The organism is Fibrobacter sp. UWB16 (genome assembly GCF_900215325.1).
Lineage (GTDB): Bacteria > Fibrobacterota > Fibrobacteria > Fibrobacterales > Fibrobacteraceae > Fibrobacter.
The window spans coordinates 146,221-158,621 of record NZ_OCMS01000005.1; the positions used below are offsets into that span (position 1 = coordinate 146,221).

Below are 12,401 nucleotides of genomic sequence, written 5' to 3' on the forward strand. Positions count from 1 at the left end.
AGTGCTATGACGTTGATTCTGAAACCGATAACATGGATAGGGCAAAAGATTGTCGATGCAATCGCCGCTGTTGGCGAGTGCATTTGCATCCTGTTCATTACGCTCAAGCAGTTCCGCTTCGTGCACAAGAATCCGTCGCTGATTGTGAAGGAGATGATTTCTGTTGGAGTCTCCTCGCTCCCGCTCCTGTTCGTGACGTCCATCTTTACGGGCATGGTCGCAACCATCATGGCGGAATTCGAATTCCACAATCTCGTGTCCGACAAGTTTGTGGGGACGGCCGCCTGCAAAATGGTGCTTATCGAACTTGGACCGCTCCTTACGGCCATCGTGCTCTCGGGGCGCGTGGGCAGTGCTGTCGCTGCTGAAATCGGTTCCATGAAAGAGAAAGAAGAGCTTTCTGCATACGTGGTGCTCGGGCTTGACCCGTACCGCTACCTCGCGATGCCGAGGCTGTTTGCGTTCTTGACGATGATCCCGTGCCTGACGGCCATCTCTAATGCGCTTGCGCTGATTGGCGGCTGGATTGTCTGTGTGCTTGCTCTGGATATCACGACCTACACCTATTCGACCGGTATGCAGTACCTGTTCGAAAATTTGGACTTGTGGGCGGGGATTATCAAGTCTATTGTATTTGGAACGATCATCTTTGTGCTTGCCTACTACCACGGGACGCATTCCAAGCCGGGTGCGCACGGTGTGGGTCTTGCGACGATGAGCGTTGTGGTTTCCAGTTGTCTTATGATTTTGGTTTCTGACTTTATTCTTGATGCGTTCTTGTTCTTCTAGAGGTTGAGCTATGCCGAATGTAAAAATCGATCCGAATGACATTGCAATTCGACTCAAAGGGCTTAAGAAGTCCTTTGGCCCTCAGACGGTTCTTGAAGACGTGAACCTCGACATCCGCCGTGGCGAGACGATGGTCATCATCGGTAAGTCTGGCGGTGGCAAGTCCGTGATTCTTAAGCACATGATTGGACTTTTGCAGCCGGATGGCGGTGAAGTGACTGTCGATGGCGTGACGATCAGTACGCCGCAGTTCTTCGATACGCGTACCATCCGCCGCAAGATGGGTATGTTGTTCCAAATGGGCGCCTTGTTCGATTCTATGGATACAGGCGAAAATATTGCCTTTGCTCTCCGTGAACATCATCCCGAACTCTCTGAAGCCGAGATCCAGAACGTGGTGACCGAAAAGCTCCAGATGATCAACCTCGTACCGTCTTTCCGTACAAAGATGCCTTCCGAACTTTCGGGTGGTATGCGTAAGCGTGTGGCGCTTGCAAGAGCTATTGCTCTGAATCCGGAAATTCTTTTGTACGATGAACCAACAACGGGCTTGGACCCGATTACGAGTGACGTGATTAACGACCTTATTCTCGATATGCAGAGCAAGCTCGGGGTTACGTCTGTCGTGGTGACGCACGACATGGTCAGTGCATTCAAGGTGGCGGACCGAATTGCCATGCTCTTGAATGGTCGAATCATCGAGGTGGGGACCGTCGATGAAATCAAGAATACAAGCAACCCGTATGTGCACCAGTTCATTACGGGCCAGCGCAAAATTTCGGTGGATGGGGAATCGCAAGAATAAAAGAGTGGGGAAAATTATGGATAGGAAAAAATTATTATCAGTACTGTTAACGTCCGCCATGACAGCTTTCTGGGCGTGTGGCGAAGGCGATATCGTCAAAGTCACTGATGAAGATGAAATGGTGGCTTCGAAGAGCGATCCTAAATCGAAGAATGTAATAAGTGATGAAGAATTTTTGCAATACTATATCGACTATTGCAATAGCAAGGAAGGCCGCAAGAAAGGTTGCAAGGCTGAACTTGCCAGCAGTAGCTCTGAGAAATCTTCGTCGTCTGGAAAGTCTTCTAGTTCTGCCAAGAGCAGCAGTTCTGCAAAGTCTTCGTCGTCCGGAAAATCTTCTAGCTCTGCCAAGAGCAGCAGCTCCAAGGGCTCTTCTAGCTCGTCTAAGGGCGGCTCGAGCAGTTCTTCTAGTCCGAAGGTTTCTGGCAAATGCCAATTGCTCAAGGCCGATGTCGTTCATGTCGGTGAAGAGGTTATCTGGCGCTACCTTCCGGATGATAACACTTTGGAAGAAGCCCGATTTGAATGGAATTTGGGTGACGAAACCAATATTGAAATCGGTGATGGCGACATTAGTGGAACCGGCTTGCCGGAAATCAGCGTGTCGTATAAGGCTCCAGGCGATGTCACTGGCCCGTCTTTAACCTTTGCCGATGTGGAGTTTAAGTGCAAGGATTCCTTTAAGGTTTATGCAGAGGGCGTTGATCCTACGTCTTCTTCCAGTGTGTCGTCTTCTTCTAAGGCGGAATCCTCTTCATCTGCCAAATCTTCGTCTAGCTCAACTCCTAAGGGCTATTGCGCTGTAAGTAAACACGAAATTGAAATTGGCGAATCCGTCGATTGGTATATCGTGGATGCCGATAGCGTAGAACTTGAAGGTCCGTACAATTGGTTTGACCTGGGCACTCCTGATGAAAACATTGTTGAAGGTGTGAAAAAAGGCAATGGATCGACTAGAGTCACTGTTACATATACCGAATCTGGAACGGTTGTTCCTATGGGATTCTGGGGTAGCAAGAATCAGTCTATCGATTGCTCTCGTAACGAACTGGACGAAGATGATTTCAATCCGTTGCTTGTCGTTAAGGATAAGGCCGAAAGTTCTTCGTCTTCTGAAGAGGTTCCCGACGAAAGCTCCTCATCGAAGGAACAGAAGTCTAGCTCATCTAAGGCGAAATCCTCTTCTTCTTCCTTTGACCCAGGCATAATTGATATTTAGGGTTTATAGTGATTTGAATCGCTATAGAATACACTAACCTGTATAATTAAATTTACAAACGTCCTAGAAGCTTGAACTAGGGCGTTTTTTTGTGCGCTTCGTCATTAAAAAACTCTTACACTATTTGCATATTGGATCGATTTAATTTATTTTTCGCCTAAGAGGTTATTTATGAATAAAAAGATTTATATCGGAATGGCTGCTTTTGGTGTTGCGGCAAGTTTCTGGGCTTGTGGTAGTGGTGACATTTTGGAACCCAATGCAGGCGATGACGTGATGGGAATTGTGGTGTCCAACGAAGGTGGTGATACTAGCGAAGTTGGTGATCCGAGTATTATTTGGGACGTGATGACTAAGGAAAACTGCCCTCGTTGCTTCGAAGGTAGCGTCTCTAGTTCTTCTCGTAAGACGCAACCGGTTAGATCCTCTAGCTCCAGTGGTGGACCGAATCCTCAGTCGGCTACATCTTCTTCTGATGATGGTGGCTCGATTGTTATTAAGTCTTCTTCTTCCTCTGCAACTCCGGGATCAAGTCCTTCTGTGTCTTCTTCTTCCAAGACTGTCAATCCGGGCGTTTCGTCGAGTTCGGGTGGCGGTGCTAATCCGGGTCCGTCTTCTGACTTTGGAACATGCTCTCCGGCAAGAACTGTTATTTCCAAGGGCGATACCGTCTCTTGGATCTTGAAACTCAAGGATCCGACTCAGATGATTAGCGCCACTACGACGTGGAAGGCTCTGGGTGGCGATCCTGAAACGAACAAGGCTACCGGCATGAATGGTCGTACCCAGAATGTGAAGTACATCGCTTCTGGTCAGTATACGGCAAGTGCAACGGTCAGTGTTGGTCCGGCCAACTACAACATTAGCTGCCCTGCAATTCAGGTGAACGGCGAACCGATCACGGGTTGTGTATGCGCTCCTGAAGGTGTGACTGGTGCCGTTAATTACCTGAAGACTCCAGATGTTAAATGGACTGTAACGGGTTGTAAGACTGGTGCTACTGTTATGACTTACTCTTGGGATGGTGGTGCTGCAGGTGCAGAAATATCCTTTACCAAGACATTTAGTGCTGCAACAGCATCTGCTGCTCCGACTTTGTTTGTTGCTAATAATGACAATACCTTGCAAGAAGTTGCTTGCACTCCTGTTAAGGTTACCGAAGGCGAAGAATTCAAGATTGAGACAACTCAGGATAAGGCTGTATTTAAGGAAAGCGGTAGTTATGCTATTTCTGCTAATTTGCCAAGCGGATGGCATAATACTGATACCGAATGCAATGTCTATTGTAATGCAAGTACGTCTAATTTCACTGTCACTATTGATGAAATCGAATTGTCAGGTAAGGTTTCTGGCCAAACTTATGTAGCCAAGGGTGGTATGCCTGTTGCTCACACGGTTGATGGCTATTCCATTCCTGTTAAGGTTGAAATCCCTGCCGGTGATTCCGTTTCTTGCGGTGTGAACTGGTAATAGTTTCATTATAGAGTATAACATAAAAAGACCTCCCGCATGGGAGGTCTTTTTGTATGCATCGTCATCCTAAAATGCAATTACCGCGTCGTCCAGAGCGAAGCGAAGACAACTCAGAAGGCGGGCGTTGCGACCATGCTTGCATGGGCATAACCGAGCCAAAGAGTTGGGGCTTTGCCCCACCCAGTTAAGTCTAGTATTTGCAATACAAGAAATAACTGGATGTTTCGTGGCTATGTCTTATTTATAAAATGAAAGCCCGCTTTCGCGGGCCATCATATTAGCGTCTAATAATCAATAACTATTGACTAAAGACCAAAGACCAATGACTACTCTTTATCTCCCTTGAACTTGGCAAGGAACGTCTTTGTTTCGTTTGCCACAATTCCAGAGAGAAGGATAAGCGCTATGAGGTTCGGGAATGCCATCAGGCCGTTGAAAATATCTGCGCTTGTCCAGACCGCGCTTACCGTGAGGTACGGTCCAATGAAAATCGCGAAGATGTAGAGCCAGCGGTAGGTGAGTATTGCCTTCTTGTCCCTGCGCCCGAGCAGGTATTGCAAGCACTTTTCAGAGTAGTATGCCCAACCGAGAATCGTCGTGAAAGCGAAGAACACGAGAGCCGTGGCAAGGAAGTACGGAGCAATTACTGCGCCGCCCGGGATAATGGCAAGGCCGCGGGAGAATGCTTCCATCGTGATGTTCACGCCTTCGAGTCCGAGCTTCGGATCCCAGGCGCCCGAGACCACAATGGCAAGGCCGGTCATTGTACAAATGATAATTGTGTCGAAGAACGTGCCTGTCATGCAGACAAGGCCCTGACGCACAGGTTCCTTTGTCTTTGCTGCGGCCGCTGCAATAGGTGCAGAACCGAGGCCTGCTTCGTTACTGAAAATGCCGCGTGCGATACCTTTCTGCATTGCAATAAAGATGGAACCGACAACGCCGCCAGTGACTGCAGACGGATTAAACGCTGCCTTCACAATCGTTTCGATGGCAGAAGAAATGTGCGAGAAGTTGAGGAGCAAAAGGAGAATGCAGGCAATGATGTAGATGATTGCCATGATGGGAACAATGTACATCGAGACTTTTGCAATGCGCTTGAGACCGCCGATGATGACGGTTGCTGCAAAGATTGTGACGAGGAGGCCTGCGATAGCGGTCGTGACGCTCACGGAGTTTCCACCGATGTTGACAAATTCAGCGGCGTTCGGGGTGAGGCGAGCCATAGCGCTCGTGATGCCGTTGACCTGCGTGATGGTGCCAATGCCGAGGAGGCCTGCGCACATGCCGAAGATGGCAAAGATCACGGCGAGCCATTTCATGTTCCAGCCGAAGCGTTCCTTGATACCCGTTTCAATGTAATAGAACGGACCACCGAGAACCTTGCCTTCTTTATCGACTGTGCGGTACTTGACGGCGAGCAAGCCTTCGGCATACTTTGTTGCCATGCCGAGGAATGCGGCGACTTCCATCCAGAAAAGGGCGCCAGGGCCACCGGTGCCGATTGCGGTTGCCACACCGACGATGTTACCCGTACCGATTGTGGCGGCGAGAGCCGTGCAGAGAGCTCCGAAGCTGGATACTTCGCCTGCGCCGTCTTTTTCGCTGTGCGCCATGAAGCGGAGTGCGTTGTGCAAGTTCATGACCTGCAGACAGCCGAGTCGGATGGTGAGGAGGATGCCTACAAAGAGGATGATGACAATGAGGGGAACGCCCCAGACGTATCCATCGATAGCATCGAGAATGGAATTGAGAGTTTCCATAAATAATCCTTGATGTTAAGGGGTTTTGCCCTAAAGTTAGAAATTATGGAACGCAATGTCGATTGCTTTTGTCACCCCGGATTTATTCCGGGGGCGCCATATACGTTTAAATTAGATACTGGTTAGCGTTTTGACATCCGCCTCGTAGTCCACTCCATCAATATCGAAACCGTTTGTCGCGAGAAAATCGTGGCGGTATCCTTCGAGGTCACCCACTTCGGCGAGGTTCTCTTGCGTGACTGTTGCCATGCGCTTGTCCACTTCTGCCTGGACTTTCGGATCCAATTCATAGTCGTCGATGCGGATGAGGTGATTCTCGTCCGTCGGGACTTTGGAACCCGTATAAAGTCTTTCGGTCATCAAGCGTTCCATCTGTTCGATGCAGCCCTCGTGATTTCCCATTTCCTTCATGACCTTGAAGAGCACGGAAATGTACATCGGGATGATGGGGATGACGGCACTGGATCGCGTGACAAGTCCTTTGTTCACAGAGACATAGGCTTCGCCGTGGAGGTCGTTTTGCAATTCCTTGTGGAGTTCAAGAGCGGTAGCTTCGAGGTGCTTCTTGGCGCCACCGATTGTACCGTCGCGGTAGATGGCGTGCGAAAGTTTTGGGCCGATGTACGAATAAGCGACGGTCTTCACGCCTTCGGCGAGAACGCCTGCCTCCTTGAGCTTGCGTATCCAAAGCGCCCAGTCTTCACCGCCCATGACTTTAACTGTATTGGCGGCTTCTTCGGCGGTGGCGGGTTCTGCGCTGATGGTACTGATTTTTCCGCTGAGGCAGTCAATCGTGGCGCCTGTGAATACTTGACCGATAGGCTTCAAGACGCTGCGGTAGATTGTTCCGTTGTCTGGATCGACACGCACGGAGCTTGCGACACTGTAAACGAGTAAATCGACTTTCTTGCCCATCTTCTTGAGCGTGTCGATAACGTTTTGGCGCATTTCGTGCGAGAACGCGTCACCGTTGAACGTCACGGCGTCGAGGCCCGCTTCTTTTGCGAACTTGTCAAAAGCCATGTTGTTGTACCAGCCCGGCGTACCCGTCTTTTCACGGGATTCACCGACTCCGCCGTCTGAGCCTTCCTTTTCAAAAGAAACTCCAATCGTTGCCGCCTTGTAGCCAAATGCGGCTGTGATGCGGCTTGCAAGCCCGTATCCGGTCGAGCAACCGAGGACGAGAACCGTCTTTGGTGCGTCGGCTGGAATGCTGCGTGTGGTGAACTTCTTTTCGATAAATTCAATCTGGTGCTTGACATCTTGAGCGCAACCCTTTGGGTGGGCGTTAATGCACATGTTGCTACGGATGAGCGGTTTGATAATCATAATGACTCCTATTTTTGACGCCCGCAACTTAGCAATTAAAAGGCTCTAGCTTTGGCCTGTATACAGGAATCGCATCTCCAAAAACGTATTTCTGTAGTATTTCTGAAGTATATTTGAAAGTTTTGTACGGAATTGCTTGTAGAAGGTGTTCCAATATGTACCTTGAAGTCGGTTCCCTATTAAGTTTTGTACAATGGAATTTGCTAATTTTTGTCATAAAATAAAATATGGATTTAAAGAGGAATCTATGACTGAAAAAAGTCCTGTCCGTGTACGCTTTGCTCCGAGCCCCACGGGTTATTTGCATGTCGGTGGCGCACGTACGGCAATCTACAACTACTTCTTTGCAAAACACATGGGTGGCACGTTCTACCTGCGCATTGAAGATACTGACCGTAAGCGCTATAACGAAACCGCTCTCCACGACTTGATGCGCGACCTCAAGTGGCTTGGCCTCCAGTGGGATGAAGGTCCGGGTTGCGAAGGCGACTGCGGTCCGTATTTCCAGAGCGAACGTTTGGACATCTACCATCGTGAAATCAAGAAGCTTTTGGATGCCGGTTGCGCTTACTATTGCTTCTGCACCGAAGAACGTCTGCAGGAAGTCCGCGCTGAACAAGAAAAGTCTCACGTGCCGGTCACTGGTTACGACCGCCACTGCCGCAACATCAGCCGCGAGGAAGCCGAAGCACGCATTGCCGCTGGCGAAAAGGCTGTCATCCGCTTCAAGGTTCCGGAAACGGGCGTCACGGAATTCGATGACATGATCCGTGGCCATATCAGTTACCAGAACGAACTTCTGGATGACCTCGTGCTCATCAAGCGCGACGGTTATCCGACTTACCACTTTGCAAGCGTTGTCGATGACCACTACATGGGTACGACGCATGTGCTCCGCGGTGACGAATGGATCAGCTCCACGCCGAAGCACGAACTCTTGTACAAGGCCTTTGGCTGGCAGCCGCCTGTCTGGTGCCACCTGCCGGTGATTCTCGACAAGAACGGCGGTAAGCTTTCCAAGCGCAAGGGTGCTGCTTCTGTCGGTGACTTCCGCGACCTCGGCTACTTGCCGGAAACGCTCGTGAACTACCTCGCTCTCCTCGGCTGGAACCCGGGCGACGATCGCGAAGTGATGAGCGTCAAGGAAATGATCGATTGCTTCACGCTCGAACGCATCAACCCGAAGTCCGCAAGCTTCGACGAAAAGAAGCTCCAGTGGATGAACGGCCAGCACATCCACATGTGCGATGACGAATTCCTCAAGGACATCATGGTCGATGGACTCAAGGCTATGGGCGTTGATACGAGTGCCGAACCGAACGAACGCTTGCTCGAAATTGTGAAGCAACTCAAGCCGCGTGCTCATTTTGTGCAGGACCTCGCAACGATGGCAAAGTATTTCTTTGTCGCACCAACGGAATACGACGAAAAGGGTGCCAAGAAACATTTCGGTGAAGGCTCCAAGGAAGTCGCAACGCTCGTGCGCGACATGCTCGCTTCCATCGAAGACTTCAAGACTCCGGTGATCGAGAAGGGCTTCTACGAACTTGCTGAACGTTGCGGTCACAAGGTCGGTGAACTGGTGGGCGCTCCGCGCCTTGCCGTGTCCGGTGTGACTGCAGGCCCGGGTCTCTGGGAAATGTTCGAAATTATCGGTAAGGAAGAAGTGCTCCGCCGCATGGACGTGGCGCTCCCGCTGATGAAATAAACTTGAAAAGAAAATGCGTCAGTATTTCCCTTACAGATTGTACTCGCAGCAGCTGTACTGCCGGCAATGCCAGCAGGCAGTTCGCCATGACGTCTGCGCCATGGAAGAGTACACGACGTATGGGGGTATGGAACGCGGTATTCCGCTACTTTGTGTCTGTACTCATTGCGGAACGTATCATGTGGCTTTCTCGCAGGAATTTGCGTTTTGCCATAAGGATGATCCGCAATCCGAGTATGCAAAGGTCTATGGGCACAACCGAATTTTTCCAGGCGATTGGCTCTACTTTGATGGGGCAACCCGTCCTTGTATCGTCAAGAGTTTTTTCCAGTCTAGGGATAAGGAAGTTGTCGTCTATAAAAATGGACCTGCGGATGCAAAGTTCGAGGGTCCAAAAATTCCGATAGACCATGAGGTATCGCCCAATGGCTATCGGCTATTGCCTGCCCAGTGTGTGAACACCTTGTTGGGAGACCATGTCTACCATGTCATCCGCAAGCAGTTTGGTATTGCCATTGGAGTCGTCAAAGACGAAACCAAGGACAAGCTTGTGGTGAAGATGAATGATGGATTAATCGTTTTTATGAGCTATCCGCGTTATGCGGAAAATCCGCCGAATCAAGAAGTTGTTTCTGTTGTGCGTAAGCACCTGGAACTTTTGTCGGATGGGCTTAGTGAAGAGGTTTCCGTTGAAGCGGGGCAGGGAATTGTCTATTTGCGTGGCTTTGTAGAAAGCCTTGCGACAAAGCGAAAAATACAGACCAAAATTGGTGAAATTGCGGGACTGCGCGGTTGTGTGAACATGGTTCGCGTCCGCAAGAATTCCAAGGTTTCCGACGAGGACTTGGAACGACAAATTTGGGATGTTTTGGATGATATTGCTCATCCGATTTTCAAGTACAGTGTCAAGGTGAAATCTGGCGCTGCAAAGGTGACGTTCTATTACGAAGATGAAGTTTATCCTGATGAACTGAAGTCGCGTATTGAATGTATTCCCGGCATAGTTTCGTTGAATATGCATGGGACTGCGATTCTAAAAAAGAATCTCGGCAAAAAAGACCTTTGCCAGAAAATTATGGATAAGCTTGCGTCATACAGTTTCTTGAAAAATTCGTTTGTTCATGTCACGTATGTGGGCAAGCGTTTCTTGGTCGAGGGGCGTGTGGCAAATATTGTTCAGAGAGAGTTTGCGCTATTGGCTGTTGCTGGTTTTGCTCGGTCGGTAGCGGTGGGGAACCGTCTAAGAATTTTAAAAACTTAGGAAAAAGAGGAGTGAAAAATGGCTACAGGATATGAAAAGATAAATAAGATTAAATGCAAACTTCGTGTGCCGATGACGGTCTCGATGCTTGCTCAGGCGATGGATTGCGGACCGAGAACTATTTTCCGCCATTTAAATGCACTAGAACAGGAAAATTGTGGTCTCCATAAGTTCAAAAAGGATGGCGAAACTTTTTACGTTATTCAAACCGAACAGAAGGTGGACTTTAACCAGAAAATCGTCAAGCAGCTCGAAAAGTTGAAAAAGACGATGAACGACACGACTCCTTTGGACTTGAAAAACCGCAAGCTCATCGATAGCGTTATTTCGTCCATGCAGACAACGGACCCGGATGGATTCAAGGCTGAAGCGATTACACTTGACCCGAACTACATTATGGATTATGGCCCGTTCTGTGACCATAAGGCTCAAGACTCTATGGTCTCGAAGCTTTTGTCTGCAATTCGTGAAGGCTTTAGAATCCGTATTGTGTACAGAAGTACGAACGAAGAAACGGAAAAGAAGACGATTGAAGTTTGCCCAATCAAGCTTGTGATGCGCATTGATACGCTTTACTTGATTGCTGCTGATGAAACGTATGCCGAAACGCATATCTTTAAAAATTATCTTGTCGAAAATATCATGAGCGTTGTCCAGACGAATAACTGCGCCATGACGCTTCGTGAACCGTTCTGCGTCTATGAACATTACAAGTATGCTTTTGGCAAGTATGTTTCTACCGAAGACCCGCAAACGGTGACGCTTCTTATCAAGACCGGTTGGCTCAAGACGCAGTTCTTAAAGTCTAGATTTTCTCCGTGTGCAGAAATCACGGAGGATAAGGACAAGAACATGATTGTGACGCTCAAGCTCCGCTTGACTCCGGACTTTAAGACATGGCTGTTTGGCGTGCTTCCGGATGTGAAAATTTTGAAGCCGGAATCCTTGAAAACGGAAATGCTTGAACGCTTGAAAAATACATTGAAGGATATGAAGGCGTAGTAATGGAATACCGTCTTTCTGATTATAACTTTGAATTCCCGAAAGAATTGATTGCCTCCCGTACGGCGGGCAAGGGCAAGACGCATATTTTGTATTGCCCCAAAAATGGCGGCGAACGCCGCATTATGAAGGCTCCTGAAATTGTCGACCTGTTCCGCCCAGGCGATTGCCTCGTGGTGAACAATACGAAGGTGATTCCTGCTCGTCTGTATGGCGAAACGCAATTTGGCGGTCAGGTCGAAGTCCTCTTGGTGCAGGCGTTGAACCCCTCCGAAGCAGGCGAGGCCCGCTTTGAAGCCAAGGTGCATCCGGGCAAGGCTTTCCAGGTCGGGCGTGAACTCAAGCTCGCTGGTGTGCGCACGTTCGTGGAAGAAGTTCATGAAGAAGACGGCAACCGCGTTCTTCGTTTTGAAAAGACTCCTGCCGAGATGGAAGAGGTCATGAACAAGGAAGGGCACGTTCCGCTGCCGCCCTACATTGACCGCCCCGATGACGAAGACGACAAGAAGGCATACCAGACGATTTTCGCAAAGTATGCTGGCGCTGTGGCCGCACCGACCGCAAGTCTCCACTTTAGCGAACAAATGCTCGAAGACTTGAAGGCGAAGGGTGTGTACGTTGCTGAAGTCACGCTCCATGTGGGCCCGGGAACGTTCCAGAACATCTCTGTCGAAGATTTCACGCAGCATAAGATGCACGGCGAGTATTACGAACTCACCAAGGAAAATGCCGACATCATCAACAAGGCGAAGCGCGAAGGTGGCCGCATTGTGACGGTCGGTACGACGAGTACGCGCGTGATTGAAACGGTCGCCGATGCCAACGGATTTTTGAAACCGCAAAAGGGCGTGACCTATGCGTTCTTCTACCCAGGATACAAGTACAAGATTGTGGATGGTCTCTTAACCAATTTCCATTGGCCCAAGAGCTCTCTCATTTTGCTTGTGTCGGCATTCTATGGTCGTGAAAACACGCTCGACGCATACAAAATGGCCGTAGAGAACAAGCTTAAATTGTTCAGCTACGGCGACGGAATGCTGATATTGTAAGGG

Annotated in this window: 10 protein-coding genes; 8 read left to right on the forward strand and 2 right to left on the reverse strand. The window is 49.3% G+C overall.

Going from position 1 to position 12,401, the window contains the following annotated elements; all coding sequences use genetic code 11:
* Positions 1-6: 6 nt before the first annotated feature.
* The 4 genes from CRN95_RS13550 (at position 7) to CRN95_RS13565 (ending at position 4,283) form a co-directional block, all read left to right on the forward strand.
* The gene (locus CRN95_RS13550) at positions 7-789 is read left to right on the forward strand and encodes an ABC transporter permease (RefSeq protein WP_088630881.1); all 783 of its coding nucleotides are present in this window, start codon (positions 7-9) and stop codon (positions 787-789) included.
* 10 nt (positions 790-799) lie between these two features.
* Positions 800-1,594 (forward strand): ABC transporter ATP-binding protein, encoded by a 795-nt coding sequence (locus tag CRN95_RS13555; protein WP_014545511.1) that lies wholly within the window; start codon positions 800-802, stop codon positions 1,592-1,594.
* Positions 1,595-1,652: 58 nt separating this feature from the next.
* On the forward strand, positions 1,653-2,813 hold the full coding sequence (locus CRN95_RS13560) for a hypothetical protein (RefSeq protein WP_235003055.1): 1,161 nt from the start codon (positions 1,653-1,655) through the stop codon (positions 2,811-2,813).
* 171 nt (positions 2,814-2,984) lie between these two features.
* Positions 2,985-4,283 carry a hypothetical protein gene (locus CRN95_RS13565; RefSeq protein ID WP_097021216.1) on the forward strand — a complete coding sequence of 433 codons (1,299 nt, stop codon included), beginning with the start codon at positions 2,985-2,987 and terminating at the stop codon, positions 4,281-4,283.
* 329 nt (positions 4,284-4,612) lie between these two features.
* Here CRN95_RS13565 and CRN95_RS13570 read toward each other — a convergent pair whose 3' ends face one another.
* Both CRN95_RS13570 and fabV read right to left on the reverse strand, forming a co-directional pair.
* A complete protein-coding gene (locus CRN95_RS13570) occupies positions 4,613-6,049 on the reverse strand; it encodes a sodium:alanine symporter family protein (RefSeq protein ID WP_097021217.1) in 1,437 nt (478 codons plus the stop codon).
* 111 nt (positions 6,050-6,160) lie between these two features.
* Positions 6,161-7,378, reverse strand: a complete 1,218-nt coding sequence (fabV, locus tag CRN95_RS13575; RefSeq protein ID WP_097021218.1) for an enoyl-ACP reductase FabV — start codon at positions 7,376-7,378, stop codon at positions 6,161-6,163.
* A 247-nt stretch (positions 7,379-7,625) separates the two neighbouring features.
* Between fabV and gltX the strand changes: the two genes are divergently transcribed.
* The 4 genes from gltX to queA are packed head-to-tail and all read left to right on the forward strand — an operon-like array spanning position 7,626 to position 12,398.
* Positions 7,626-9,086, forward strand: coding sequence for a glutamate--tRNA ligase (gltX, locus tag CRN95_RS13580; protein ID WP_097021219.1), 1,461 nt, complete (start codon positions 7,626-7,628; stop codon positions 9,084-9,086).
* A gap of 13 nt (positions 9,087-9,099) precedes the next feature.
* The gene (locus tag CRN95_RS13585) at positions 9,100-10,347 is read left to right on the forward strand and encodes a BON domain-containing protein (protein ID WP_097021220.1); all 1,248 of its coding nucleotides are present in this window, start codon (positions 9,100-9,102) and stop codon (positions 10,345-10,347) included.
* An 18-nt stretch (positions 10,348-10,365) separates the two neighbouring features.
* Entirely contained in the window at positions 10,366-11,349 is a 984-nt protein-coding gene (locus CRN95_RS13590; RefSeq protein WP_088630889.1) for a YafY family protein, read from the forward strand.
* 2 nt (positions 11,350-11,351) lie between these two features.
* Entirely contained in the window at positions 11,352-12,398 is a 1,047-nt protein-coding gene (gene queA, locus CRN95_RS13595) for a tRNA preQ1(34) S-adenosylmethionine ribosyltransferase-isomerase QueA (protein ID WP_088630890.1), read from the forward strand.
* The last annotated feature ends 3 nt before the right edge of the window (positions 12,399-12,401 follow it).

Bases quoted from the DNA above. Each gene is read 5' to 3' on its own strand.
- CRN95_RS13550 (WP_088630881.1), top strand. From the start codon at position 7: ATGACGTTGATTCTGAAACCGATAACATGGATAGGGCAAAAGATTGTC.
- CRN95_RS13555 (WP_014545511.1), top strand. From the start codon at position 800: ATGCCGAATGTAAAAATCGATCCGAATGACATTGCAATTCGACTCAAA.
- CRN95_RS13560 (WP_235003055.1), top strand. From the start codon at position 1,653: ATGACAGCTTTCTGGGCGTGTGGCGAAGGCGATATCGTCAAAGTCACT.
- CRN95_RS13565 (WP_097021216.1), top strand. From the start codon at position 2,985: ATGAATAAAAAGATTTATATCGGAATGGCTGCTTTTGGTGTTGCGGCA.
- CRN95_RS13570 (WP_097021217.1), bottom strand. From the start codon at position 6,049: ATGGAAACTCTCAATTCCATTCTCGATGCTATCGATGGATACGTCTGG.
- fabV (WP_097021218.1), bottom strand. From the start codon at position 7,378: ATGATTATCAAACCGCTCATCCGTAGCAACATGTGCATTAACGCCCAC.
- gltX (WP_097021219.1), top strand. From the start codon at position 7,626: ATGACTGAAAAAAGTCCTGTCCGTGTACGCTTTGCTCCGAGCCCCACG.
- CRN95_RS13585 (WP_097021220.1), top strand. From the start codon at position 9,100: ATGCGTCAGTATTTCCCTTACAGATTGTACTCGCAGCAGCTGTACTGC.
- CRN95_RS13590 (WP_088630889.1), top strand. From the start codon at position 10,366: ATGGCTACAGGATATGAAAAGATAAATAAGATTAAATGCAAACTTCGT.
- queA (WP_088630890.1), top strand. From the start codon at position 11,352: ATGGAATACCGTCTTTCTGATTATAACTTTGAATTCCCGAAAGAATTG.